The sequence below is a fragment of the Dongia rigui genome, from assembly GCF_034044635.1.
Lineage (GTDB): Bacteria > Pseudomonadota > Alphaproteobacteria > Dongiales > Dongiaceae > Dongia > Dongia rigui.
Window position 1 is genome coordinate 160,238 of the sequence record NZ_JAXCLX010000001.1, and the last position, 24,414, is coordinate 184,651.

23 protein-coding genes and 2 tRNA genes are annotated in these 24,414 nt (G+C 62.6%); 10 read left to right on the forward strand and 15 right to left on the reverse strand.

The window, feature by feature from the left end:
- Positions 1-27: 27 nt before the first annotated feature.
- The 7 genes from nuoF to SMD31_RS00730 all read right to left on the reverse strand — a co-directional run bounded on the left by nuoF (position 28) and on the right by SMD31_RS00730 (position 5,101).
- Positions 28-1,311 carry an NADH-quinone oxidoreductase subunit NuoF gene (gene nuoF / locus SMD31_RS00700; protein ID WP_320498641.1) on the reverse strand — a complete coding sequence of 428 codons (1,284 nt, stop codon included), beginning with the start codon at positions 1,309-1,311 and terminating at the stop codon, positions 28-30.
- The gene (nuoE, locus tag SMD31_RS00705) at positions 1,311-1,952 is read right to left on the reverse strand and encodes an NADH-quinone oxidoreductase subunit NuoE (RefSeq protein ID WP_320498642.1); all 642 of its coding nucleotides are present in this window, start codon (positions 1,950-1,952) and stop codon (positions 1,311-1,313) included. The genes nuoF and nuoE overlap by 1 nt, the downstream gene beginning before the upstream one ends.
- Positions 1,949-3,127, reverse strand: a complete 1,179-nt coding sequence (locus SMD31_RS00710; RefSeq protein WP_320498643.1) for an NADH-quinone oxidoreductase subunit D — start codon at positions 3,125-3,127, stop codon at positions 1,949-1,951. Before SMD31_RS00710 ends, nuoE begins: the two co-directional genes overlap by 4 nt.
- Positions 3,127-3,759, reverse strand: coding sequence for an NADH-quinone oxidoreductase subunit C (locus SMD31_RS00715; protein ID WP_320498645.1), 633 nt, complete (start codon positions 3,757-3,759; stop codon positions 3,127-3,129). Before SMD31_RS00715 ends, SMD31_RS00710 begins: the two co-directional genes overlap by 1 nt.
- A gap of 50 nt (positions 3,760-3,809) precedes the next feature.
- Positions 3,810-4,358, reverse strand: a complete 549-nt coding sequence (locus SMD31_RS00720; RefSeq protein WP_320498646.1) for a NuoB/complex I 20 kDa subunit family protein — start codon at positions 4,356-4,358, stop codon at positions 3,810-3,812.
- Positions 4,359-4,377: 19 nt separating this feature from the next.
- Positions 4,378-4,743: an NADH-quinone oxidoreductase subunit A gene (locus SMD31_RS00725; RefSeq protein WP_320498649.1), complete on the reverse strand. Its 366-nt coding sequence runs from the start codon at positions 4,741-4,743 to the stop codon at positions 4,378-4,380.
- Between the two features lie 281 nt (positions 4,744-5,024).
- A tRNA-Asp gene (locus SMD31_RS00730) sits at positions 5,025-5,101 on the reverse strand.
- 341 nt (positions 5,102-5,442) lie between these two features.
- Between SMD31_RS00730 and SMD31_RS00735 the strand changes: the two genes are divergently transcribed.
- Positions 5,443-6,555: an efflux RND transporter periplasmic adaptor subunit gene (locus tag SMD31_RS00735; RefSeq protein ID WP_320498650.1), complete on the forward strand. Its 1,113-nt coding sequence runs from the start codon at positions 5,443-5,445 to the stop codon at positions 6,553-6,555.
- Between the two features lie 14 nt (positions 6,556-6,569).
- Complete coding sequence (locus tag SMD31_RS00740; RefSeq protein WP_320498652.1) at positions 6,570-9,674, forward strand: efflux RND transporter permease subunit; 3,105 nt, start codon at positions 6,570-6,572, stop codon at positions 9,672-9,674.
- Here SMD31_RS00740 and SMD31_RS00745 read toward each other — a convergent pair.
- Both SMD31_RS00745 and SMD31_RS00750 read right to left on the reverse strand, forming a co-directional pair.
- Positions 9,595-10,071: a 2,4'-dihydroxyacetophenone dioxygenase family protein gene (locus tag SMD31_RS00745; RefSeq protein ID WP_320498654.1), complete on the reverse strand. Its 477-nt coding sequence runs from the start codon at positions 10,069-10,071 to the stop codon at positions 9,595-9,597. The two genes, SMD31_RS00740 and SMD31_RS00745, sit on opposite strands and share 80 nt — an antisense overlap.
- A gap of 28 nt (positions 10,072-10,099) precedes the next feature.
- Positions 10,100-10,993, reverse strand: coding sequence for a DMT family transporter (locus tag SMD31_RS00750; RefSeq protein WP_320498656.1), 894 nt, complete (start codon positions 10,991-10,993; stop codon positions 10,100-10,102).
- A gap of 147 nt (positions 10,994-11,140) precedes the next feature.
- Between SMD31_RS00750 and hutU the strand changes: the two genes are divergently transcribed.
- From hutU to SMD31_RS00780, 6 genes are all read left to right on the forward strand, one after another.
- Positions 11,141-12,808 (forward strand): urocanate hydratase, encoded by a 1,668-nt coding sequence (hutU, locus tag SMD31_RS00755; protein ID WP_320498657.1) that lies wholly within the window; start codon positions 11,141-11,143, stop codon positions 12,806-12,808.
- Positions 12,809-12,821: 13 nt separating this feature from the next.
- Positions 12,822-14,045, forward strand: a complete 1,224-nt coding sequence (gene hutI, locus SMD31_RS00760; RefSeq protein ID WP_320498659.1) for an imidazolonepropionase — start codon at positions 12,822-12,824, stop codon at positions 14,043-14,045.
- Positions 14,036-14,614 (forward strand): HutD/Ves family protein, encoded by a 579-nt coding sequence (locus SMD31_RS00765; protein ID WP_320498661.1) that lies wholly within the window; start codon positions 14,036-14,038, stop codon positions 14,612-14,614. The genes hutI and SMD31_RS00765 overlap by 10 nt, the downstream gene beginning before the upstream one ends.
- A 2-nt stretch (positions 14,615-14,616) precedes the next feature.
- The gene (gene hutG / locus SMD31_RS00770; protein ID WP_320498662.1) at positions 14,617-15,405 is read left to right on the forward strand and encodes an N-formylglutamate deformylase; all 789 of its coding nucleotides are present in this window, start codon (positions 14,617-14,619) and stop codon (positions 15,403-15,405) included.
- A 166-nt stretch (positions 15,406-15,571) separates the two neighbouring features.
- A complete protein-coding gene (locus SMD31_RS00775) occupies positions 15,572-15,865 on the forward strand; it encodes a hypothetical protein (protein ID WP_320498663.1) in 294 nt (97 codons plus the stop codon).
- Between the two features lie 70 nt (positions 15,866-15,935).
- Positions 15,936-17,303 carry a PepSY-associated TM helix domain-containing protein gene (locus SMD31_RS00780; protein ID WP_320498664.1) on the forward strand — a complete coding sequence of 456 codons (1,368 nt, stop codon included), beginning with the start codon at positions 15,936-15,938 and terminating at the stop codon, positions 17,301-17,303.
- On the opposite strand, the gene SMD31_RS00785 is transcribed toward SMD31_RS00780, so the two are convergent.
- The gene (locus SMD31_RS00785; protein ID WP_320498665.1) at positions 17,300-18,715 is read right to left on the reverse strand and encodes a hypothetical protein; all 1,416 of its coding nucleotides are present in this window, start codon (positions 18,713-18,715) and stop codon (positions 17,300-17,302) included. The genes SMD31_RS00780 and SMD31_RS00785 overlap by 4 nt on opposite strands.
- Before the next feature lie 42 nt (positions 18,716-18,757).
- Complete coding sequence (locus tag SMD31_RS00790; protein WP_320498666.1) at positions 18,758-20,119, reverse strand: formimidoylglutamate deiminase; 1,362 nt, start codon at positions 20,117-20,119, stop codon at positions 18,758-18,760.
- A gap of 91 nt (positions 20,120-20,210) precedes the next feature.
- Here SMD31_RS00790 and hutC point away from each other — a divergent pair, with 91 nt between their 5' ends.
- Complete coding sequence (gene hutC, locus SMD31_RS00795; RefSeq protein ID WP_320498667.1) at positions 20,211-20,927, forward strand: histidine utilization repressor; 717 nt, start codon at positions 20,211-20,213, stop codon at positions 20,925-20,927.
- Here the strand turns inward: hutC and SMD31_RS00800 are convergent, their stop codons facing one another.
- Positions 20,928-21,650, reverse strand: a complete 723-nt coding sequence (locus tag SMD31_RS00800) for a hypothetical protein (protein WP_320498668.1) — start codon at positions 21,648-21,650, stop codon at positions 20,928-20,930. It abuts the gene before it with no gap.
- Positions 21,651-21,960: 310 nt separating this feature from the next.
- On the opposite strand from SMD31_RS00800, the gene SMD31_RS00805 reads away from it, so the two are divergent.
- Positions 21,961-22,035 (forward strand) — tRNA-Thr (locus tag SMD31_RS00805).
- 27 nt (positions 22,036-22,062) lie between these two features.
- Here SMD31_RS00805 and SMD31_RS00810 read toward each other — a convergent pair.
- From SMD31_RS00810 to SMD31_RS00820, 3 genes are all read right to left on the reverse strand, one after another.
- Positions 22,063-22,611 (reverse strand): biotin transporter BioY, encoded by a 549-nt coding sequence (locus SMD31_RS00810; protein ID WP_320498669.1) that lies wholly within the window; start codon positions 22,609-22,611, stop codon positions 22,063-22,065.
- A 180-nt stretch (positions 22,612-22,791) separates the two neighbouring features.
- Positions 22,792-23,730 (reverse strand): OmpA family protein, encoded by a 939-nt coding sequence (locus tag SMD31_RS00815; protein WP_320498670.1) that lies wholly within the window; start codon positions 23,728-23,730, stop codon positions 22,792-22,794.
- A 352-nt stretch (positions 23,731-24,082) separates the two neighbouring features.
- Entirely contained in the window at positions 24,083-24,328 is a 246-nt protein-coding gene (locus SMD31_RS00820) for a hypothetical protein (protein WP_320498671.1), read from the reverse strand.
- Positions 24,329-24,414 lie beyond the last annotated feature (86 nt).

The window sequence follows — 24,414 nt, forward strand, 5'->3', positions numbered from 1 at the left end:
TATTCCCCTGCCCTACCCGGCAGTCTCTTATTCAGCAGCTTGGCGGCCACGGAAGTCGCGCATGCGCTGCTCGACCACCGGACGGAAATGACGCATCAGACCCTGGATGGGCCACGCCGCCGCGTCGCCCAGCGCGCAGATGGTGTGACCTTCGATCTGCTTGGAGATCTCCAGCAGCATGTCGATCTCGGAAGGATCGGCATCGCCCTTCACGAAGCGCGTCATGATGCGGAACATCCAGCCGGTGCCTTCGCGGCACGGCGTGCACTGGCCGCAGCTTTCGTGCATGTAGAAATGCGCAAAGCGCGTGATCGCCTCGATGAGGTCGGTCGACTTGTCCATGACGATGACGGCCGCCGTGCCGAGGCCCGACTGGACCGCACGCAGGCTGTCGAAATCCATGAGGACGTCGTCGCAGATATGCTTGGGCAGCATCGGCACCGACGAGCCGCCGGGAATGACCGCCAACAGATTGTCCCAGCCGCCGCGCACGCCGCCGCAATGCTTTTCGATGAGTTCCCGCAGCGGAATGCCCATCTCTTCTTCGACATTGCAGGGCTTGTTCACATGGCCCGAGACGCAGAAGAGCTTGGTGCCGACATTCTTCGGCCGGCCTAGACCCGCGAACCACGACGCGCCGCGACGCAGGATGGTCGGCGTCACGGCGATCGTCTCGACATTGTTGACCGTGGTCGGGCAGCCATAGAGGCCGCAAGCAGCCGGGAACGGGGGCTTGAGGCGTGGCTGGCCCTTCTTGCCTTCGAGGCTTTCGATGAGGGCGGATTCTTCGCCGCAGATATAGGCGCCGGCACCGCGATGCAGATAGACGTCGAAATCGTAGCCAGAGCCGGACGCGTTCTTGCCGATGAGGCCGGCGTCATAGGCTTCGTCGATCGCCGCCTGGACGTGCATCGCCTCCTGGTAGAACTCACCACGGATGTAGATATAGGCAGCCTTGCAGCGCATGGCGAAGCCGGCGATGAGGCAGCCTTCGATCAGCATGTGCGGATCAAAGCGCAGAATCTCGCGGTCCTTGCAGGTGCCGGGTTCGGACTCGTCGGCATTGACGACGAGATAGGACGGACGGCCATCCGACTGCTTGGGCATGAAGGACCACTTCATGCCGGTCGGGAAACCGGCGCCGCCGCGGCCACGCAGCTCCGACGCCTTGATCTCGTCGACGATCTTGTCGGGGCCCACTTCCAGCAGCGCCTTGGTGTTGTCCCAGATGCCGCGCCGACGGGCGCCGGCAAGGCGCCAATCGTCCTGGCAGTAGACGTTCTTGAAGATGCGGTCCTTGTCCTGGAGCATCACTTACCTCCCGCCAAATCGGGCGACATGTCGTAGGAGATGGGAATCTCCTGCAGCGTGGTCGGGCCGCCCTCGGCCATCGAACCGCGGCGGCCGTTTTGCGGGCCGGTTTTGGGCTTGCGCCCGGCAGCCAGTTCGTCGAGCACCTTGCCGAGCGTTTCCGGCGTCAGGTCTTCGTAGAAGTCGTCATTGATCTGCACCATCGGCGCATTGCAGCAGGCGCCCAGGCATTCGACTTCCATCATCGAGAAGAGACCGTCCTTGGTCACTTCCTTCATGCCGACGCCGAGCCGCTTCTTCAGGTAATCGGTGAGGCCGTCCGAACCGCGCAGCCAGCACGGCGTCGTGCGGCAGATCTGGATCAGGTGCTTACCGACCGGCTGCAGATTGTACATGGTGTAGAAGGTTGCGACCTCGTAGACGCGGATCGGCGCCATATCGAGCATGCCGGCGATGACATCCATCGCGACGCGCGAAATCCAGCCTTCCTGGCGCTGCGCCAAATCAAGGAGCGGCATCACCGCCGAGGGCTGACGGCCTTCCGGATAGCGCGCGATGATCTTCCGGGCCTTCTCCAGATTCTCCGCGCTGAAGGCGAAGCTGGTCGGTTGGACCACGTCGGTGTTTGCGTTTGCACTCATCTGTCGATCTCACCGAACACAATGTCGAGGGAGCCGAGGATCGCCACCGAATCCGCCAGCATGTAGCCCTTGCAGAGGAAATCCATGGCGGCGAGATGCGGGAAACCGGGCGCCCGGATCTTGCAGCGATGCGGCTTGTTGGTGCCGTCCGAAACCAGATAGACGCCGAACTCGCCCTTGGGCGCTTCGACGGCGGTATAGGTCTCGCCAGCGGGCACGTGATAGCCCTCGGTATAAAGCTTGAAGTGATGGATCAGCGCTTCCATCGAATGCTTCATCTCGCCGCGCTTGGGCGGCGTCACCTTGTGGTCGACCGATGTCGCGGGACCACCCGGCATTTCCTTGATGCACTGGCGCACGATCTTGAGGCTTTCGCGCATTTCCGCGACACGCACGAGATAGCGATCATAACAATCGCCGTGCTTGCCGACCGGAATGTCGAAATCCATCTTGTCGTAGACGAGATAGGGCTGCGACTTACGCAAATCCCACGGCACGCCGGAGGCGCGCAGCACGGGGCCGGTAAAGCCCCAGGCGATGGCGTCTTCCGCCGTCACCGGGCAGACATCGACCAGGCGCTGCTTGAAGATGCGGTTGTTGGTAAGCAGGCCTTCCATGTCGTCGACGACCTTGGGGAACTTCTCGCTCCACGCCCAGAGGTCTTCGAGGAGGCCAGCCGGAAGATCCTGATGCACGCCACCCGGTCGATAATAGGCGGCATGGAGGCGCGCCCCGGACACGCGCTCATAGAATTCCATCAGCAATTCGCGCTGCTCGAACACCCACAGGAACGGCGTCACGGCGCCCACATCCATGGCATAGGCCGGGATGTTGAGGAGGTGATTGAGGATGCGCGTCACTTCATCGAACATGACGCGGATGTACTGGCCGCGGATCGGCACTTCCAACCCCAGGAGCTTCTCGACGGCGAGCACGAAAGCATGCTCCTGGCACATCGGGCTCACGTAATCGAGGCGGTCGAAATAGGGAATGGCCTGGGTATAGGTCTTGTATTCGATCAGCTTCTCGGTGCCGCGATGCAGCAGGCCGACATGCGGATCGACGCGGCGCACAATTTCGCCGTCCATTTCCATGACCATGCGCAACACACCGTGGGCCGCGGGATGCTGCGGCCCAAAGTTCATGGTCATCGGTTTGATATGTGTTTCGGCCATCAGTTTGTCTTCCCAGCCGGGGCTTCCCCGGCTTTCTCGTCACCCGGCAGAACGGGCCGTGGCTGCAGCATGCCTTCCCACGGTGACAGGAAATCGAACGATCGGAATTCCTGCGTCAGCTTCACCGGTTCATAGACGACGCGCTTTTGCGTTTCGTCGTAACGAACCTCGACATAGCCGGTGAGCGGGAAATCCTTGCGGAACGGGTGCCCTTCGAAGCCGTAATCGGTCAGCAGGCGACGCAGATCCGGGTTGCCATCGAAGAAGATGCCGTAAAGGTCATAGGCTTCGCGCTCGAACCAGGCGGCACTCGGATGAATGTCGACCACGCTGGGGATCGCGTCGTCCTCGGCCAGCGCCACTTTCACGCGGCAGCGGCGATTGAGGCTGATGCTGAGCAGATTGTAGACGACGTCGAAGCGATCTTCGCGCTCCGGGTAATCGACACCGCACAGGTCGATCAGCATCTTGAACTGGCAATTGGCATCGTCGCGCAGGAAACCCAGAACCCGCTCGATGCGACCCGCCGGCACATAGATCATCAGTTCACCGAGGGCGATTTCGGTGCGCAGCACCGCGTCGCCGAGGGCGGCAGCGATATAGTCGCCGAGCTCGCGATAGACGTCCGTCATGGTGGTGTTACCCCTACCCTTCCCTAGCACGCTTTTGGACCGGCGCTGACTTAGCGCGCGATCGTCGAGGTACGTCGGATCTTCTTCTGCAGTTGCAGGATGCCATAGACCAGCGCCTCAGCCGTCGGCGGGCAGCCCGGGACGTAGACATCGACCGGCACGATGCGGTCGCAGCCGCGAACCACGGAATAGGAATAGTGATAATAGCCGCCGCCATTGGCGCAGGAGCCCATCGAGATGACCCAGCGCGGCTCGGCCATCTGGTCATAGACCTTGCGCAAGGCGGGCGCCATCTTGTTGGTGAGCGTGCCGGCCACGATCATGACGTCGGATTGGCGGGGGCTCCCGCGCGGCACGACGCCGAACCGGTCGAGATCATAGCGGGCCATGTAGGCATGCATCATTTCGACGGCACAGCAGGCCAGACCAAAGGTCATCGGCCACAGCGACCCGGTACGCGCCCAGTTCACCAGCTTGTCCATCTGCGCGATGACGAAGCCCTTGTCCTGCAATTCGTCGGTGACTTGCGTCAAAACCTGGTCCTGCGCCGGACCCGGTCGCAAAATTCCACTGGCTGGCACCGTTTGGGGCTGGCTCATTTACGTACTCCCACTCCCCTTATTCCCACTCAAGGGCGCCCTTTTTCCACTCGTAGATGAACCCTACGGTGAGGACGCCAAGGAAGATGATCATCGACCAGAAGCCGAACACGCCGATGTTGCCCAGCGAAACCGCCCAGGGAAACAGGAACGCCACTTCAAGGTCGAAGATGATGAAAAGGATCGAGACGAGATAGAAGCGAACGTCGAACTGCCGGCGGGCGTCGTCGAACGCCTCGAAACCGCATTCATAGGGCGAAAGCTTCTCGGAATCGGGATTCTGCTTGCCGGCGATCAGGGACGCCGTGACCATCACCAAGGTCAGCGCCGATGCGATGATCAGGAAGATCAGGATCGGCAGGTATTCTTTGAGTAGGTCGTCCATCCCGTGATGCTTTCCTACGCTTCACCCCAACAAGCCCTCAACAGCGCGGCCGGGCGGCCGAAGATTGAGAGCGCAATTCACCCCGGATTGCCGCGGTCCTTTACGCCATTTTTTCGCAGCGCAAAAGACCCTGATCGCGAACAAAGTTACGACTCCGGGCCGGGCTCACTATAAAGACGTTAATGCGGCCAAGAAAGGGCAAAAACCACCCAAAGACAGCGTGAATTAGCCCTTAAGGGCTTGTTAACACTTTGTATTTTTCGTGATTTCTGAAAGAGAAGTGGCGCGAGTGACGGGACTTGAACCCGCGGCCTCCGGCGTGACAGGCCGGCGCTCTAACCAACTGAGCTACACCCGCGCATGACAGGATCGGGACCGGCTGGCGGCCTCGTCTGTTCGGCGGGGCAGCATGTACTGCAACCCCGCATGGGCTGTCAACACAGATGGCAGCAAATTCTGTCCGCGCGGCCAGAAACCCCCAAATCACCCCGGCAGGCCGGCGATTTGCGGCACTGGGCATGATGCAACGCAGCACTTTGCCGTTCGGTCCTGACATCATTTCCGGCTATGCTGGGGCCTTGCGCAGGATTTTGGCGCAGCAAGCGTGTAAGGCTCGATGTCGCGCGGCAAATTCGGCCTTGTCCGCCGCCGTTTCGCGCCGTTACGCCAGCCAACCGATTCGGATGACCGACGCCCCCTATGAACAGACCCCATAAAAGATCCCATACCCCGCGCATTCTGGCGCTCATTGCTGTCATCGTGCTGGCGGGTGGTGTGTATTGGGGGCGTGACCATCTGCCGGCGGGTTTGATGCCGGCAAGCCTCCTGCCCTCCTCGGCCGCCGCACCCATCCCAGGCGCAGCCAAGGCACCACCGGTCACCGTCTATGCCGCCAAGGCTGAAGCCGAGACGCTGGTCCGCCAGTCGCGGTCGGTGGGCAGCCTCACCGCCTCCGACACGGTCACCATCAGCCCCGAAATCGCCGGCCGAATTGTGTCGATCTCCGACGCCCAGGGTGGCGAGGTGGCGCGCGGCGACGTGCTGGCGCAACTCGATACCACCATCTATCAGGCCCAGGTTGCCGAGGCCGACGCCAAACGGAAGCTGTGGAAGGCCAATGCCGAACGCGCCAACAATCTGATGGCCAAAGGCGCCGGCACACCCAAGGCGGTCGACGAAGCCGCCTCGGAACTCGGCATCGCCGAGGCCGCGCTCAATCTCGCGCAGGCCAATCTCGCCAAAGCCCGCATCACCGCGCCCTTCGGTGGCACGCTGGGCTTGCGCATGGTGTCGGTCGGCGAATATCTGACGCCCGGGCAGGCGATTTTCACGCTGTCGCGCATCGACCCGCTCTATGTGGACTTCTCGGTGCCGCAGACGGAACTCGCGGTTCTGCGCGAAGGCACGCCCGTCGCCATCAATACCGACGCGTTTCCCGGCGAACAATTCGGCGGCAAGATCCTGGCGATCGACCCCAAGCTCGACGCCGCAGCACGCGCCGTCTCCGTTCGCGCCGAAATCGCCAATGCCGATGGGCGGCTGAAACCCGGCCTCTTCATCGAGGTCGAGATCAATGCCGGCACCATCGAGAATGCCGTCGTCATCCCCGAGCAGGCGCTGGTCGCGCGTGGCGACCGCGTCTTTGTCTATGCCATCGAAGACAACAAGGCGGTGATGAAGCCGGTGAAGACCGGGTTGCGGCAGGCCGGCAAGGTCCAGATCGTCGAAGGGCTTTCCATCGGCGAAACGGTCGTGACCGACGGGCAGATCAAGCTGCGCCCTGGCGCAGACGTCACCATTGGCCAGCCGTAAGGGAGGCACGTTCCATGCGCCTTCCCGAGCTTTGCATCCGTCGCCCGGTCTTTGCCACCGTCATCAACCTGGTCGTCCTGCTGATCGGCATCATCGCCTATCAGCGCCTCACGGTACGCGAATATCCGGATATCGACGAGCCGGTGGTCAGCGTCTCGACCACCTTCCGCGGCGCCTCGGCCGAGATCATGGAACTGCAGGTAACGCAGGAGCTGGAGGAAAGCCTCTCCGGCATCGAGGGTATCGACTTCATCAAATCGGCGAGCCGCGCCGAATCGTCCCGCATCAGCATCACCTTCCGCCCCAGCCGCGATATCGATTCGGCGGCGGCCGATGTCCGCGACCGTGTCTCCCGCGCCCGCGGCAAGCTGCCGGACGATGTCGAGGAGCCCGTCATCGCCAAGGTCGAGGCTGACGCCCAGCCCATCATCTGGATGGCCTTCACCAGCGAGGTCGATTCATCGCTGCAGATTTCCGACTATGTCGACCGCTTCGTGAAGAACAAGCTGCAGACATTGTCCGGCATTTCCGAAGTGCGCATCTTCGGCGAACGCAAGCCGGCGATGCGCATCTGGCTGAAGCCAGAACGGCTCGCCGCCTATCGCTTGACGGTCCAGGATATCGAGGACGCGCTGCGGGCGCAGAATGTCGAGATGCCGGCGGGCACCATTGAAAGCCAGGCGCGCGAGTTCTCGGTTCTGTCGGATACCGGCATTTCGAGCCCCGAGGAATTCGCCGCCATCATCGTCAAGAAGTCGAGCCAGACCTTGGTGCGCCTCGGCGATGTCGCCGATGTCGAGCTTGGCGCCTATGACGACACAGTGCGGACGCGCGTCGATGGCAAGACGGGCGTCTCGCTCGGCATCATCAAGCAGTCGACCGCCAACCCGCTCGACGTCTCGGACGAAATCCGTGCGGCCTTGCCGACCATCCAAGCGAGCCTGCCCAGCGGCATGAATCTCGCCATCGCCTATGATTCCTCGACCTTCATCCGCACCTCGATCGACAACGTCTATCACGCCATCTTCGAGGCCGTGGTGCTGGTGCTGCTGGTCATCATTTTTTTCCTGCGTTCGCTGCGGGCGACGCTCATTCCCCTCGTCACGATCCCGTTGTCGCTGGTCGGCGCCTGTGCGCTCATGTATGCGCTGGGCTTCAGCCTCAACACCCTCACCATGCTGTCCTTCGTGCTGGCGATCGGCCTGGTGGTGGATGACGCCATCGTCATGCTGGAGAACATCCACCGCCATATCGAGGAAGGCGCCAGCCCCTTGCGAGCAGCGCTGGTCGGCAGCCGCGAGATTGCCTTTGCCGTCCTTGCCATGACCATCACCTTGGCCGCCGTCTACGTGCCGGTCGCCTTGCAGAGCGGCCGCACGGGCAAGCTCTTTACCGAATTCGCGCTGACGCTCGCCGGTGCCGTGCTCGTCTCCGGGTTCGTGGCCCTCACCTTGTCGCCGATGATGTGCAGCAAATTCCTGCCCGACCGGGAACATGAAAAGCACGGGCCGATCTACCGCGTCATCGAGTTCTTCCTAAACAAGCTCAACGACGGTTACGAGGCCGCCTTGCGCTTCTGCATGGCCGTGCGTTGGCTGGTTGTCGTGCTGGTCCTGGTGGTTGCCGGCGCCGCCTATTGGCTGTTCCTGGGGCTGAAGCAGGAACTGACCCCGGTCGAGGATCGCGGCATTCTCTTTGCCTCGGTCAGCGGTCCCGAAGGGGCGACGCTCGAATACACATCAAATTACGTGCGGCGCATGGAGGAGATCTTTGCCAAGGTGCCGGAACTCAGTACCTATTTTACTGTGACCGGCAATCAGAGCCCATCGCAGGCGATGGCGCCGTTGCGCCTCAAGCCCTGGGAAGAACGGCAGCGCTCGTCGAAGGAGATCTCGGCGGCGTTGCGCAAGCCCCTTGGAAATCTTCCCGGGGTCAATGTCTTTGCCAATGTGCCGCCGTCGCTGGGACAGAGCCCCAACACCAAGGCGGCCGAATTGGTGGTGCTCAGCACCGGCACCTATGAAGAACTGGACGAGGTCGTGCAGGCGATCCTCGACACCGCGCGCGACGACCCGCGGCTGCTCAACCCGGATTCCGACTTGAAGCTGTCGAAGCCCGAAATCCGCCTCACGGTCGATCGCGACAAGGCGGCCGATCTCGGCATTGAGGTCGAGCGCATCGGCACGACGATCGAATCGCTCCTCGCCGGCCGCGATGTCACCCGCTTCAAGCGCGACGGGCGGCAGTATGACGTGGTGGTCAAGGTCGACGACCGCGCCCGCTCCACCCCCGACCAGGCAAAACTCATCTATGTGCGCGCGGCGGGCGGCGCCATGATTCCGCTTTCCAATCTGGTCAGCCTGCGCGAGACCGTGTCGCCCAAGGATCTCAACCGCTGGAACCAGCTGCGCGCGGCCACGATCTCGGCCAATGCGGCACCCGGCTATACGTCCGGTGACGCCATCAACGCGCTGCAGGAGATTGCCACCAAACTGATGCCGGCGACGATGCAGCTCGACTACGCCGGCCAGTCGCGCGAGTTGCGCGCCTCGAGCCAGAGCGGTGTCACCGTCTTCATCCTGGCGCTGGCCTTCATTTATCTCGTGCTCTCGGCTCAGTTCGAAAGCTTCCGCGACCCCTTCATCATCATGCTGACCGTGCCGCTCGCCATGACCGGCGCGTTGCTGGCCATGCAGCTCACCGGCGGCACGCTCAACGTCTATAGCCAGATCGGCCTGGTGACCTTGATCGGCCTTATCACCAAGCACGGCATCCTGATCGTCGAATTCGCCAACCAGCGCCGCGCTGCGGGCCTCAGCCTCAAGGATGCGGTGATCGGCGCAGCAGTGTTGCGCCTGCGGCCGATCCTGATGACGACCGGCGCCATGGTGCTGGGCACCATTCCGCTGGCGCTTGCCTCCGGTGCCGGTGCGGAAGCGCGCCAGGCGATCGGCTGGGTGATCGTCGGCGGCCTCACCTTCGGCAGCTTCTTCACCCTGTTCGTGGTGCCGGTCGCCTATACGCTGATCGCTGCGAAGTTCAGCGAATCAATTGATCGGCAATTGTCTGATCAAGACCCGACTCCGACAGGTGCGCACGGAAGCGCTCCAGCCGAGTGAACACATCCTCGAAACCGATCTGTCGCCCATCTGAATCGGTGTAGACCAGCGATCCGCGTGTGACGAAGAAAGTCGTCATGCCGCGCTTTTCGTCGGCGACCAGGGTATGCACCTCTCCCGGCGGCTCATAGATGAAGCTGCCGGTCTCGGCCACCCAATCGTGTTCCAGATAGCGCCAGGCGCCGTCGATGACGAAGGCATGCACCGGCGCCGTGTGGTAGTGGCAGGCCAAGCTGCCGCCCGGCGTCACCCGGAGCAGATTCGACCAAGCGCCGTTGGTGCAATCGAACATCAAGGGCCGCAGGCGCACCTGATCGGTCAGTTGCACCCATAGCGGGTCGTCCTCCGACACATGCTGGACGATCTCGGACATGACATTGACGCTGGCGAATTTCATGGCTGGCTCTCGCTTGGCTTGAAGCATTCTAGTCGAAGACGGGCGGGATGTCCGCGGCGCGCGGGGACGGCGCCTTGCGGACGGTGACGACGGCAATGGCACCCAGGATCAGCACGCCGCCCAGGAACACGCTGGAACTTGGCACTTCGCCATGCACCAGCCACACCCAGAACGGGTTGAGAAAGGCATCGGCGAGCGAGATCAGCACCATCTGCACCGCCGGCACATAGCGCGCACCGCGCATATAGAGCACCAGGGGCAACGCCAGTTGCACCGCGCCCATCGTCGCCAGCACCAGAAAGTCGTTGAGGCTGATCGGCGCCAGTCCCTGGGTCAGCGCCACGACGATGAAGATGCCGAAACCGCCGACGATCAGCGATGGCGCCATCTCGACCTTGTTGTAGCGACGCAGCGTGACGCTTTGCCCGGCAAAGCACAGGGCCACCAGAAGGGCGATGAGCGATCCCTCCAACCCCGTCAGTGAGGCGTCCTTCTCGCCGAAGGCAACGATGCCGACGCCGCCAAGGGCCACCAGAATGGCCATGAACACCATCAGCCGCGTCTTCTCGCCCAGCCACACCCAGGCGAGGAGTGCCGCAAAGAGCGGCGATGTGGCGGCGACGCAGGAAACGGCCGCCACACTCGCCTTCTGCATGGCGAGGATATAGAGCGAGGATCCAATGCCGAAGAAGCCGGCGGTGGCGATGAGGGGAACCAGCGTCGCCTGCCGGAAATGACCGATCGTCTCGCCGCGATAGCGCAGGAGCATCCACAAAAGCAGGGCGATGCTCATGCTCGCGCCGCGATAGGCATTGAAGGTCCAGGCATCGATCTCAGGGATGAAACGAATGAAGACGCCGCTCAGACTCCAGCCCACTGTGGCGCCGATGGCCAGCAGCACGCCCTTCATTTCGTTAGACATTTCGCCCCCGCGCGTCCCCGTTAACAATTGAGCTTATAGAGGCTTTGGGTTGCACGCCAGCGCCCGCGTTAAGGATGTTGTCGACCTCAGAGCAGCATGCTATTGTCCATACATGTATATACAAGTTAACGCCATGAGGTGCCGATCATGACTGCCACCACCAACCAGCGCGTCATCCGCGCCCCGCGCGGGACCGAACTCAACGCCAAATCCTGGGCGACCGAAGCGCCGTTGCGCATGCTCATGAACAATCTCGACCCCGAGGTGGCGGAGAACCCCGGCGAGTTGGTGGTCTATGGCGGCATCGGCAAAGCCGCGCGCAACTGGGCCTGCTTCGACAAGATCGTCGAGACGCTGAAGAAGATGGAGCAGGACGAAACCCTCCTCATCCAGTCTGGCAAGCCGGTCGGCGTCTTCCGCACCCATGAGAATGCGCCGCGCGTGCTCCTCGCCAACTCCAACCTCGTGCCGCATTGGGCGACCTGGGAGCATTTTCGCGAATTGGATGCCAAGGGGCTGATGATGTACGGCCAGATGACGGCCGGTTCCTGGATCTATATCGGCAGCCAGGGCATCGTTCAGGGCACTTACGAAACCTTCGTCGAGGCCGGGCGCCAGCATTACGGCGGCGACCTCAAGGGCCGTTGGATCCTGACCGGGGGCTTGGGTGGCATGGGCGGTGCGCAGACGCTGGCCGCCACCATGGCCGGTGCCTCGATGATCGCCGTCGAATGCGAACCCTCGCGCATCGAGAAGCGTCTTGAGACGCGCTATGTCGACGTCAAGGCGAACTCGCTCGACGAAGCGCTCGCCATTCTCGAGAAGGCGAAGAAGGACGGCAAGGCGATCTCCATCGGCCTCCTCGGCAACGCCGCCGAGATCTTCCCCGAACTTGTGAAGCGCGGCATTCGTCCCGACATGGTGACCGACCAGACCAGCGCCCATGACCCGCTGAACGGCTATCTCCCAGCCGGCTGGAGCCTCGCCAAAGCCGCCGAAATGCGCCAGAAGGACCCCGCCGCGGTCGTGAAGGCCGCCAAAGAGTCGATGGCGATCCAGGTCCGAGCCATGCTCGATTTTCAAAAGATGGGTGTCCCCACTTTCGATTACGGCAACAACATCCGCCAAATGGCGAAGGAAGTGGGTGTCGCCAACGCCTTCGACTTCCCAGGCTTCGTGCCGGCCTATATCCGCCCCCTCTTCTGCCGCGGCGTCGGTCCGTTCCGCTGGGTAGCGCTCTCGGGCGATCCGGAAGACATCTACAAGACTGATGCCAAGGTGAAGGAACTGATCCCCGACGATAAACACCTTCACAACTGGCTCGACATGGCCGGCAGCCGCATCAAGTTCCAGGGTCTCCCCGCCCGCATCTGCTGGGTGGGCCTCGGGCAACGCATGCGCTTAGGACTTGCCTTCAACGAGATGGTGCGCAAGGGCGAATTGAAGGCGCCCATCGTCATCGGCCGCGACCATCTCGATTCCGGCTCCGTCTCTAGCCCAAACCGTGAAACCGAAGGCATGCGCGACGGATCGGATGCCGTTTCCGATTGGCCGCTGCTCAATGCCCTCCTCAACACCGCCTCGGGTGCCACCTGGGTCAGCCTCCATCATGGTGGTGGCGTGGGTATGGGTTTCTCGCAGCATTCCGGCATGGTCGTGTTGTGCGATGGGTCGGCCGACGCGGATAAACGGCTACGCAATGTGCTGACCAACGATCCCGGCACCGGCGTCATGCGCCATGCCGATGCGGGCTATGAAACGGCCATTGAATGTGCGCGCGAGCAAGGGCTAAATCTTCCGATGCTGAACAAGTAAAACGGCTGCGTTCATGACCTGGGATATCCTGCTGACCGATTGCCGCGCCGCCACCATGGCGGAGACCGGCAAGCCCTATGGCGCGATCGAGGACGCCGCGGTGGCACTCAAGGACGGCAGGATCGCCTGGGTTGGCGCACGGGCTGACCTCCCTGCCGGTGACGCCAAGGATACCGCGCGTCTTGGCGGGCGTTGGGTCAGCCCCGGCCTCATCGATTGCCACACCCATCTCGTCTATGGCGGCGACCGGGCGGCGGAATTCGAACTGCGCCTCAAAGGGGCGACCTATGAGGAGATCGCCAAGGCCGGCGGCGGCATCGCCTCGACCGTGAAGGCGACACGTGCGGCCGGCATCGACAGCCTGGCGGCGAGTGCCGCAAAGCGCCTCACCGAGATCGCTGCGGAAGGTGTGACGACGATCGAGATCAAATCGGGCTATGGCCTCGATCTCGAAAACGAACGCAAGCAGCTGGCGGCAGCCCGACGGTTGGGCGAGATGCATCCGGTCACCATCCGCACCACCTGCCTTGCGGCCCATGCCCTGCCGCCGGAATTTGCCGGCAACAGCGACGGCTATATCGACAAGGTCTGCACCGAGATCCTGCCCGCGATCGCGCACGAGAAACTCGCCGATGCCGTCGATGCCTTCTGCGAGAAGATTGCGTTCACGACAGCGCAGACGCGGAAAGTATTCGAGACCGCCAGGCGCCTCGGCCTGCCGGTGAAGCTCCATGCCGAACAATTGTCCGATCAGGGTGGGACGCAGCTGGCCAGCGAATTCGGCGCGCTCTCCTGCGACCATCTGGAATATGTGAGCGATGCCGGTATCACCGCCATGGCCAAGTCAGGCGCGGTCGCCGTCCTGCTGCCCGGCGCTTTTTATGCCTTGCGAGAAACCAAGCTGCCGCCGATCGATGCCTTCCGCCGCGCCGGCGTGCCCATCGCCATTTCCACCGACCATAATCCTGGCACCTCGCCCACTCTCTCACTGCTGCTGATGCTCAGCATGGCGACCACGTTCTTCCGCCTGACGCCGGAGGAAGTGTTGGCCGGCGCCACGCGACATGCAGCCAAGGCGCTGGGCTTGCAGAAGTCACATGGCCAATTGCAGACGGGCATGAACGCAGATATCGCCATCTGGTCCATCGACCGGCCGGCGGAGCTCAGCTATTGGTTCGGCGGTAATCCTTGCGGCGGCATCATCCAGAACGGTGCCTGGGTAAAAAAATGCGCGTAACCGCCCTCGGCCCCGCCGACTACAAACGCATGCCGTGGAAGAATGGCGGTGGCTCGACGCTCGAATTGCTGCAGGACGCGCTCCCCGCAGGTGGCTTCAACTGGCGCCTCTCCATCGCCGATGTGGCATCGGCTGGCCCCTTCTCGACATTCGAGGGTATCGATCGCCAGATCATGCTGGTCAACGGCAATGGCATGGTCTTGAGCTTCGGCCAGGAAGCCCCGCCGGTCGTTCTTTCCAAACCGCTCAAACCCCATGGCTTCAAGGGCGAATGGGCGACCGATTGCCGCCTGATCGACGGCGTCATCCAGGATTTCAACGTCATGGTGCGCCGTACCTGGGGCAGCGCCGCCGTCAACGGCTTCGATCTGGTGAAGGACCAGCGCTTTACGCTTGCAGTGGCCCCACTCGTCATTCTCCATCTGTTGAGCGGTGTCGTCGACGCAGCCGGCACCAACATGCGTGACGGCGATACCCTGCGCCTGGACAGCACCGCGCCTGAGCTTGTCACCGTTCAGCCGCAAAGTCCGAATGCCCGCTTGATCGTCGTTTCCTTGAAGGCGCACTGACCATGCTGCATGCCTACGACTTCGTGCCCGGCACTTCCCCCTTGCTGATTTCCATGCCGCATGTCGGCACCGAATTGTTGCCCGAGATCGAGGCCGGCCTTGCCGAACCCGCCAAAGGCCTGTGCGACACCGACTGGCACCTGCCGACCCTCTATGATTTTGCGCGCGGCATCGGCGCTACGCTGGTGATCGCCCGCTGGTCGCGCTTCAACATCGACCTCAACCGCCCCTCGGACGACAAGCCGCTCTACGCGACGGCGACGACGGGGCTGTACCCGGACGTATTGTTCGACGGCCAGCCGCTGTTTGCCCCCGGCAAGGCACCCAGCGTGGAGACCCGGGATCTGGCACTCGGCGAAATCTGGGAGCCCTATCACAACCGTCTCGCCGCCGAACTCGAACGTCTCAAGGCCGAACACGGCCATGCGGTCCTGTTCGACGCGCATTCCATCAAAGGCTTCGTGCCGCGTCTCTTCGACGGTGAGTTGCCCGACTTCAACATCGGCACCAATGACGGCAAGAGCTGCGACGCCAGCCTTACCGCGCGCCTTGCCGAAACATGCGATGCGCCCGGCTATACCCATGTGGTGAACGGCCGCTTCAAGGGTGGCTACATCACGCGGCACTATGGCAACCCGCACGACCATGTGCACGCCGTTCAGCTCGAACTCGCCCAGCGCACTTATATGCGCGAGGCGCCGCCCTTCGATTACCAGCCCGGCCCCGCCGCCCGGGTGCAGGCCGTGCTCGCCCGGTTCGTCGAAACGCTGGCGACGTGGCGCCCGCTTTGACCCCTTGCCGAAAGGCACCTTCACCGCGTAGATAGGCCGGATGCGCAAGCGCCCACCCCGTCTCCAACCCCGCCGGAAGCATTTGTGGCCGGTCTTGGTGTTGGCTTATGCCCTGTTGATCCAGTCCATTCTGGGTCCGGCAGTCGCGGGCGCGCACGCGTTTTCAATGGCGCAGCACGAGGCCCTGGGCCTCACGGCCCTCTGCGCCGATGGCAGCAATACACCCAATGCACCGGCGCCGCAGAAACAGGTGCCGGACGGCGATTGCTTTGCTTGCAAGATCGCCTGCACGGCCAGCTTCGGTGTCGCCGCCCTGCCAGCGCCGGAAGCCGCGGCGATCTATGTTGCCTCCACCATCCCATGGCAGGCACTGCCGCTTGCCACTGACGATACCGCGTCATCCCAGGCACGCTATAAATCTGACCTCGCCTCGCGGGCCCCGCCTGCTGCCCTGATCTGAAGATCACTCAACTCGATCAGGTTTGAACGCCGGCGGCATTGCTGCCGGCCGAATGCAAAAGGCTGTCATTATGACTCTGAACCATGCAGCGCCGCCGCGCGAGATCGCGGCTGCGCCTTCCTATCTCTATCGTGCCGTCTGGCGCTGGCATTTCTATGCCGGCCTGCTGGTGCTGCCCTTCATGATCCTCCTCGCCGTCACCGGCGGCCTCTATCTGCTGAAGGATGAACTCAACGCCGTCTTCTACAAGGACTATCTCAGCGTCACGGAACAGTCGTCGCCGGTCTTACCTGCGTCGACACTTGTAGCCAACGCCACCGAATATCTGCCGGGGACCGTCACCGCCTACATCCCGGCGCCCAGCACGACGTCGAGCGCCACAGTTACAATCAAGACCGATGCTGGAAAGCAGCGCGTCTACGTCAATCCTTACGACGGCAAGGTCCTCGGCAAGCTCGATGACAGTGGTGCTGGGGTAACGCCTTTCATGCTGACGATCCGCAAGATCCACAGCCTCGACTATTTCGGCTGGATCGCCAACCGCGTCATCGAGATCGTCGCCGGCTGGGCCATGATACTGGTCGTTACCGGCATTTATCTGTGGTGGCCGCGCGGTCGCAATCTCGGCACCTTCAAGATTCGAAGCGGTGCCAAGCGGCGCCCCTACTGGCGCGACCTCCACGCCGTCACCGGCCTTTATGCCGGCGGGTTCATCTTCTTCCTGGCGCTCAGCGGGTTACCCTGGTCGGGATTCTGGGGTGACAAGGTCAATACCTATGCCAACGAGGCGGGACTTGGCTATCCGACCGGCTATTGGGACAACGTGCCGGTTTCAAAAGTGCCGATGAAGGACGCCATGACCCAAGTCAACTGGACCATGGAAAACGCGCCGATGCCTGAATCGACGCCGACCGGGGCGACTGCGTTCGGCCTCGACCAGGCGGTCACAATCTTCGACAAGCTCGGCATCCACAAAGGCTATGCGATCGATCTGCCGCAGAGTGCCGAAGGCGTCTACACTGCCTCGGTCTATCCTGACGACATCAATTTCGAACGCATCATTCATCTGGACCAATACAGCGGCAAGGTGCTGTTCGATGCCGGCTTCAAGGAGCTTGGAATCGCCGGCAAGGCCATTGAGATGGGCGTCAGCATCCACATGGGCCAGCAATTCGGCCGCCTCAATCAGATCGCGTTGCTGGCCGTCTGCGCCTCGATTGTCCTGATGTCAGTCTCAGCCATTGTGATGTGGTGGCAGCGCCGCCCGAAGGGATCGCTGGGCGCCCCGCGCTATCCGCGCGATTACCGCGTGGCACGCGGTGCCGTGGCGATCCTGGCGCTGATGGGCGTGCTGTTTCCGCTCACCGGCCTCACCATCCTCATGGCACTGGTGATCGATTTCATGACGCCACGCGATTGGGTCAAAAGCGCAGCCTAGCGCCACAGGCTCGCGATACTGCGCAAATCGCCGGTGATCTTCGGCCCGACCGCAATCAGCACGCGCGCCAGATAGGCAAGCGGCAGGTGCAGCAGGACCAGGATCACCGGCAGCGCGATCTGCACCGGGATATCGTAATCTTCGGCCGCCCAAATGAGGCTGTCGAGCAGGCCGGGCAAATTGCCCGCGACGGCCGCTACGACCAGCACGGCAACGGCAAGCTTCAGCCAGCCTTCGCCGTTCAGCGTGACGTTCTGCAGTTTAAGGCGGCGGCGGATCCATTCGATGATTGCCGCCAGCAACGCGGCCGCAACCGCCACGACGAAAGGCCAGAGAGTCTTGATGAGTTCGTCGATGGAAAAGAGCGCCGGCAGGAACAGGATCACCAGCCAGCCATAGAGATGCCAGCGCCGGCTTGGCCACGATGTCCGCAGGCCCGTCTGTGCATCCTTGAGACGCAAACCCAGATAGCCGAAGGCGAGGCAAAACAGCAGCTGCTCGAGATCAATCGCCAAGCCGCCTCGAGCTGTCAGAAGCACGGCCAGATTGCCGAGTACGATCAGCGCTACGGTGATCAAAAAGCAGTAGCCGATCCCAGCATACCCCAGCAGATATCCGGCCATGAGAGCGGCCAGAGGCAGGGCAGCATATCGGCCACCCAGACCGATGTATTCAGGGACAGTCTGCCGATCCGGCAGCAGTGCCCAGGTGAATTGCCACAACAAAGCGACGAGGGCGAAGAAGGCAACCATTGCCCAGCTGTAGCGCCAAGGGTTGCCGGCATCTCCCCCCTCCGTCACGCAGCGCCCGGCGAGGAACCAACCGGCTGCCGTCACCAGCGTCGCCAGATTATCCAGACGATACCGAATCTCTCTCGCCTCCGGGAAATGGAGGCCGAGTGCGACGCCGGCCAGCGTCGCTACCATCAATCCGCCGATGATAAGACCGACCTGGCATCGGGCTGCCCCCAGCAGGAACAGCACAAAGAAAAACAGCGGCAGCAGCGACACATAAAAATCGAGGGCAACATCATTGCCGAGGTCATGGCGTCCAAGCGCGAAACTGCATGGCAGCAGGATGAGCACGATCGCCAGTACCCAGGGCCGGCGCAGCACACTTCCGCTCCCTATCAGGGCCTGAACCAGTTGCTCCGACAACGCGGCACGGCAGACCCAAAGTGCGACGATATACTGCGCAGCACCGCCGCCGATATAGCCACCATTCAGATCCAGAGACGGCCCCAGCGCCGCGATCCCGCCCAATGCCAATGTGACAAATCCTGGCACGCCATGGCGCCGGCCCAGCCATGCGCCGAGCGGGATCAACAGATAGGGAAGCGAGAGCGAGACGCCGTTGAATTGCGGCGAATTGTACAGCAGCAGCGGCAGAATCGGGACCAGCACCCACGGCATGACCACCCTCCCCAGATGCGCCCGCCGCAGATGGCGGGTAGATCAGATCACCGCCTTCACCGCGGCCGCAAAGGCGCGCCCGGCCTCGATCTCGTCACCATGGCGGCCATCCTGCACCACCCAATCGCCGCCGACCATGACATCCTTCACCATGCGGTTGAGCCCGGCAAATAGCCAGCGGCCCAGAATGTCATCACCCGTCACATGGGCGAGCAGCGGGTGGCTGCCATCCAGCACCACCAGATCGGCGCGGTTGCCGACGGCGATGGCGCCCATCTTCTGCCCCAAGGCCTGTGCGCCGCCCGCCGCATTGGCGCGGTAGAGGAAGCCAGCCACGTGCTTATTGGCATCATGCAAGCGGTTGCGGCGCTCGTGCTTCAGGCGCTGGCCATATTCCAGCCAGCGTAATTCCTCAACCACGCTCAACGACACATGGCTGTCGGAACCGATGCCGATGCGCCCGCCGGCATTGATGAAGTCGACCGCGGGGAACAAGCCATCGCCGAGATTGGCCTCCGTGGTCGGGCAGAGCCCCGCCACCGCCTGGCTCTTCGCCATCGCCTGTACTTCGTCGGCTTCGGCATGGGTGGCGTGAATGAGGCACCAGCGCCCGTCGACGGCGACATTGTCATAGAGCCATTGTATCGGCCGCCGCCCGCTCCAGGCCAGGCAATCGTCGACTTCCTTCTGTTGCTCGGCGATGTGGACATGGACCGGCCGGTCATCCTTCGTGCTGCCCATGACGGCCAGAATCTCGTCCCGCGTCACTGCGCGTAAGGAATGGAAGCAGAAGCCAAGACGCTTGCCCGGCGCCGCGCAATCCTTGGCAAGGCTCTCTTGCATCTTGAGATAGCTGTCGACTGAATTGATGAAGCGCCGCTGCCCATCGCTGGGCTGCTTGCCGCCGAAGCCGCCATGGGCATAGAGCACTGGCAACAAGGTGATGCCGATCCCCGCTCGTTCCGCCGCGCGCAAGACCCGGCGCGACATTTCCGAAGGATCCGCATAGCTGCGTCCGTCCAGATCATGGTGCAGATAATGAAACTCGGCGACGGCGGTATAGCCGCCCTTCAGCATGTCGATATAGAGATAGCGCGCGATGTCCTCGACCTGGTCGGGGCTGAGCTTGCCGACCAGCCGGTACATGAGGTCGCGCCAGGTCCAGAAGCTGTCTTCGGGATTCAGCGCCACTTCAGCCAGTCCCGCCATCGCACGCTGGAAGGCATGCGAATGCAGGTTCGGCATGCCGGGCAGGACCGGCCCTTGGCATTGCGTGGCACCCGCTGGTGCGCTAGCACCGCTCTCCACACGGATGACAGTGCCGGTGCGGTCGAACTCGATGACAACCTGCTCTGCCCAGCCATTCGGCAGCAGGGCGACGGGGGCGAAGACGATTCTCGGCATGGGTCTTTCCCTGTAGCTGTCTATACATGTATATATATCTTGGATTTTGCGGTCTCTGTCGAGTCCGCGCCATGACCTTGCCGGGAAGCGAATGAACCAGGAGATCGTGCCGCATTACCAGCGCGTCAAGCGCATGATCGCCGACCGCATCGCGGCCGGCGCCTGGAGCGCGGGCGACCGCATTTCATCGGAAGCCGAACTGGTGAAGGAACTGAGCGTCAGCCGCATGACGATCAACCGCGCCCTGCGCGAGCTGACGATCGAGGGCGTCCTGACCCGCGTCCAGGGCGTCGGCACCTTCGTTGCCACGGTAAAGCCCCAGGCGGCCCTGTTTGAAGTTCGCAACATCGCCGAGGAGATCGCCGAGCGGGGCCACCTACATCGCGCCGAGGTGATCTTGCTGAAGGCGGAGCCGGCACCCGAGGATATCGCCGGGACCTTCGGCCTGAAGAACGGCGAGCGCGTCTTCCACTCCGTTTTGCTGCACCTTGAGAACGACCTGCCCGTGCAGATCGAGGATAGGTATGTCGATCCGCGTCATGCGCGCGATTACCTTGATCAGGATTTCACGCGTCAGACACCTTACGTTTACCTCACGGCCATCGCCCCGATCTCGGAAGCCGAGCACATCATCGAGGCGGTGCTGCCCAGCATCAGCGAGCGCAAGCTGTTGAAGATCGATGCCCACGAGCCATGCCTGCAGCTGACCCGCCGCACCTGGTCGTCAGGCAAGCCGGTCAGCCATGTGCGACTGGTCTATCCCGGCAGCCGCTACCGCCTCTCTGGACGGATCGCCCCAAAGACCTGATCAGGTCCGGATGACCAGCAGGGTCTGGCGGATGCCGTCGATTTCCGTCTCGGTCAGTGGATCGAAGCTGATCGTCGCGCTGGGCGCGTGGCGAAGTGCGACCGTTTCCAGGAGCGATCGGGGGCTGGCCCAGGCGAGGCCGGAAAGCTGGCGCCGCTCCGCCGTCTCGGGAAAATGCACCAGGGCGGTGCTGCCCGGTGACATCAACGAGACGATGCTGCCGATGTAAGAATCAAGACGCGCTTCCGGCACCTTCGAGCAAACGTGCCAGGACGCGATCACGCGCGGCTTGTCGGCGCGGACCTTGGCAAGTGTTGCCGGATTGATGACCCCGAGATTGGGCGCCTTGGCGGCAACCCAGGCGGGGTCGAGCCGGTCCAGACCCAGCTTGTAGAACTCGTCGGTGATGTCCACGCCCCAATACTTGCCGGGTTCCAGGAAGTTCATCACGGCGGTACCCAGCCGCAACGATCCGCAACCATAATCTACCGCAACATCATTGGGTTGCAGCCCGTACTTCCGGAGAAAGTCGAGGAGTTCCGTGTGCTCACGCACCGGCCGCGCTGCCGAGCCGATGGCGGGATGGCCATCGCCGTGACGGATCTTCTTCATCACCGTGTGGACGTAGTAATCCTCATAGGGTGCAAAGGGATTCCGGATGCGCCAGCCGATATAGCGCCTGAAGGTGCGCCACCAGCGCCTTGCGGTGAATTTATGAGCCACTAATAACCCCACGAAGCGACAAGCCGGCTAAGCGGCTCGATTGGGCGGCGAACCTAACCAGATTCCCGCGCGCCGCCAAGCCGCGATTACTGGGCCCGCCGCGACAAACTGCCAACCCATTGTGACCTCAGTCACAGACGGCCGGCCGGTTCATGCCTAGATTCTGGTCATGAAGCGGGGTTCACCCAACCGTCCCCATCTCCGCTTCAGAGTGCGGGCGTCCGGTGCCATCCCCATCGGGCGCCCGCTTTATTGTCCCCTTGCCCTCGACCGCCGCCGGAGGCTAAAGAAGCCCTGCCTTAGAGCTTGGGCCGGCATAGCACAGTGGTAGTGCAGCGGTTTTGTAAACCGAAGGTCGGGGGTTCAAATCCCTCTGCCGGCACCATTTCCCCTTGAATTAGAGCTTCCGGCATTACCGACGGGCGACGCGCCAGAGCGTCGGCAGCAGCGCGCAAGCCAGGGCGATCTTCACACCTTCCGCCGGCAGGAACGGGACCACGCCAAGGCTCAATGCCTGCGCCAGGCCGACCTTGGTGGCCAGCCAACCCGCACCCATCCCCAGCATGACCGCCTCGCCGATCACAAAGGCGACAAGTGTGGTCACGACCGAGCGGCCATGGCCGCGATCGGCCAGCCACCCGACAAGTGTGGCGGCCACAAGAAAACCGACCAGATAGCCGGCCGTCGGGCCGGCAAGGCCGGCGGCGCTGGCAAAGACCGGCAGGCCGATCGTGCCTTCGATCAGATAGGTGATGAGGGTGGCAGCGCCGAGGCGCGCGCCAAACGCCGCACCGATCATCAGCACGACAAAAGTCTGCATCGTCATCGGCACCGGCCAGAACGGCACCTGAATATGCGCCGAAATCGCCAGGGCCAGCGTCCCCACCAGAACGGCCAGCACCTGCTGCACGCGGCTGACGGCAAGGCCCGACCAGAAAGTTTCGGCAAGTGTCGCGTTCATGGCGAGAGATCCTATATTGGCAAGATTAAACAAGGAGATAGAGGGCATCTAAGCACCTTTATCTCCAGCTTGATCAGCCGCTTATAGCGGCAAACCCAGCCTCATGCCACCCTTGGATCGGAAGGGGTATTGGGACGCCATACCGCACGCCCGCGCTCAGCGCGAACGTGCGGCTGTCGGTCAGAAACGGACGCCAAATGTCGTGTTGATGATGCCCTCGTCGAGATCCCGGTTGAACGGGATGTCGTAGGCGAGCTTGCCGATGAAGCGACCGGCAGCGAAGCCGACCTCGGGGCCCGCCACGAAATCATCGTCGAAGCCGGAACCGTAGAGGTAGCCGAAATTACCGCCGGCATGGCCCCGGAACGCATCGTCGCCGAAGGTAAAATCAAGACTGGCGACACTTCGCCCACCAAAGCCGTCATTGGGCGTATCGAAATGATAGAAGCCCGCCTGCTCGACACCCGCCGACAGCCAAGGCGTAACCGGCACGTCGACCGCGAAATTGAGGCCGCCGAGCTGGCTGTCATGGCCCGCTTCATCTTCGAGATTGTATCCGTAATAGGGACCGACGCTGAATATCCACTTTGGCATTTGCTTTTCACGCACGGGCTGTGGCGCCGGCTCTGTCACCGGCGCGGGCGTCGGCGCGGGTGCCATCTCGGCGACCGGGGCCGGTGGCTGCTCAATGGCGATGTCGACACGGCGGTTACCGGCTTCCGGGACACCGTCCCCGGTCGGCACCGCCGGATCGGTTTCACCGAGTGCCTCACCCGTGATTGCCGCCTGCGGCACGCCGAGCGCCATCAGTTCATTGGCGACTGCCTGTTCACGGCGTTCGGACAGCGCCTGGTTGTAACCCGAACTCCCCGATGTGTCGGTATGTCCGCGCACCGAGATGCGGGCTGAACCAGACCGCTGAAACTCCTGGGCGGCCTGGGCGATGACCGACCTCGCCTCGGCATTCAAGGTCGACTTGTCGAGTGCGAAGTAGACAACAAACCCGCCAGCGGGGTTCGCTTGTGCACTTTGCGCAGTGGAAAGCCCGGAATCCTGGGCGGTCGCGAGGCCCGTCGACGCCAACAGCGTCGTCAGGGATAGGGCGATAACATGTTTCATTGGTTGATCCTCCTGAGGCTGGGGTCAAAGGGATCCGCGAATGACAAAGGATGGCTGCATCTCAAGGAAGAACGCTCAGATGCCGTTTCATCGTTGGCCAGGCTTTCGCGGATAACCCCTCAGGTCGACCCCTAACACTCATGCATGGGTGTTGGCGCATGCTCACCAGCCGACGGCCAGGCATCGCTTCAGCTTCCATAACGGTGAAAAACGCCAATTGTTCCAATGCAGCGGTCAGGCTGGCGGCGATTTGCGCGACCGGCCTGCCTCGCCAAGATGAAGAGGTAGCCGCGAGATGCCAGCCAGGGTGTTTACCGCGCCACTGGCCGGTGCAGGCCTCGCGCGGTCGTTTTTAGTGGTGTCTGCGTAAGATCACTCCGCACGCGAACATAAGCGCCCAGAACGCAGCGCCGAACGCAAACCAGCCTGGGCTGACTGATTTTGGACTTGGCGCGGACTCGGCGTCTTCCGTTTCTGCCGCAGGCGGTCGCTCGAACAGGCCCCAGATCCAGTAAATCAGTGACAGGACGAGAAATGCGACAGCCGCCGAGCCAAACAGCCCGGCAATACCAAAATTCTGGTGATCGATTTCGGGCACGCAACCTATCCGCGGTTTGGAAGCAGTGGCTTGTGAGGGGCAGTTGGGGATCGGCCAGCGGATGGTCTTGAACTGGACACAAATCA

Bases quoted from the DNA above. Each gene is read 5' to 3' on its own strand.
- SMD31_RS00765 (WP_320498661.1), top strand. From the start codon at position 14,036: ATGCGCGTAACCGCCCTCGGCCCCGCCGACTACAAACGCATGCCGTGG.
- hutI (WP_320498659.1), top strand. From the start codon at position 12,822: ATGACCTGGGATATCCTGCTGACCGATTGCCGCGCCGCCACCATGGCG.
- SMD31_RS00790 (WP_320498666.1), bottom strand. From the start codon at position 20,119: ATGCCGAGAATCGTCTTCGCCCCCGTCGCCCTGCTGCCGAATGGCTGG.
- SMD31_RS00810 (WP_320498669.1), bottom strand. From the start codon at position 22,611: ATGAACGCGACACTTGCCGAAACTTTCTGGTCGGGCCTTGCCGTCAGC.
- SMD31_RS00775 (WP_320498663.1), top strand. From the start codon at position 15,572: ATGGCGCAGCACGAGGCCCTGGGCCTCACGGCCCTCTGCGCCGATGGC.
- SMD31_RS00735 (WP_320498650.1), top strand. From the start codon at position 5,443: ATGAACAGACCCCATAAAAGATCCCATACCCCGCGCATTCTGGCGCTC.
- SMD31_RS00780 (WP_320498664.1), top strand. From the start codon at position 15,936: ATGACTCTGAACCATGCAGCGCCGCCGCGCGAGATCGCGGCTGCGCCT.
- SMD31_RS00785 (WP_320498665.1), bottom strand. From the start codon at position 18,715: ATGCCGTGGGTGCTGGTCCCGATTCTGCCGCTGCTGCTGTACAATTCG.
- SMD31_RS00740 (WP_320498652.1), top strand. From the start codon at position 6,570: ATGCGCCTTCCCGAGCTTTGCATCCGTCGCCCGGTCTTTGCCACCGTC.
- SMD31_RS00725 (WP_320498649.1), bottom strand. From the start codon at position 4,743: ATGGACGACCTACTCAAAGAATACCTGCCGATCCTGATCTTCCTGATC.
- SMD31_RS00715 (WP_320498645.1), bottom strand. From the start codon at position 3,759: ATGACGGACGTCTATCGCGAGCTCGGCGACTATATCGCTGCCGCCCTC.
- hutG (WP_320498662.1), top strand. From the start codon at position 14,617: ATGCTGCATGCCTACGACTTCGTGCCCGGCACTTCCCCCTTGCTGATT.
- nuoE (WP_320498642.1), bottom strand. From the start codon at position 1,952: ATGAGTGCAAACGCAAACACCGACGTGGTCCAACCGACCAGCTTCGCC.
- hutC (WP_320498667.1), top strand. From the start codon at position 20,211: ATGAACCAGGAGATCGTGCCGCATTACCAGCGCGTCAAGCGCATGATC.
- SMD31_RS00720 (WP_320498646.1), bottom strand. From the start codon at position 4,358: ATGAGCCAGCCCCAAACGGTGCCAGCCAGTGGAATTTTGCGACCGGGT.
- nuoF (WP_320498641.1), bottom strand. From the start codon at position 1,311: ATGCTCCAGGACAAGGACCGCATCTTCAAGAACGTCTACTGCCAGGAC.
- SMD31_RS00745 (WP_320498654.1), bottom strand. From the start codon at position 10,071: ATGAAATTCGCCAGCGTCAATGTCATGTCCGAGATCGTCCAGCATGTG.
- hutU (WP_320498657.1), top strand. From the start codon at position 11,141: ATGACTGCCACCACCAACCAGCGCGTCATCCGCGCCCCGCGCGGGACC.
- SMD31_RS00750 (WP_320498656.1), bottom strand. From the start codon at position 10,993: ATGTCTAACGAAATGAAGGGCGTGCTGCTGGCCATCGGCGCCACAGTG.
- SMD31_RS00815 (WP_320498670.1), bottom strand. From the start codon at position 23,730: ATGAAACATGTTATCGCCCTATCCCTGACGACGCTGTTGGCGTCGACG.
- SMD31_RS00710 (WP_320498643.1), bottom strand. From the start codon at position 3,127: ATGGCCGAAACACATATCAAACCGATGACCATGAACTTTGGGCCGCAG.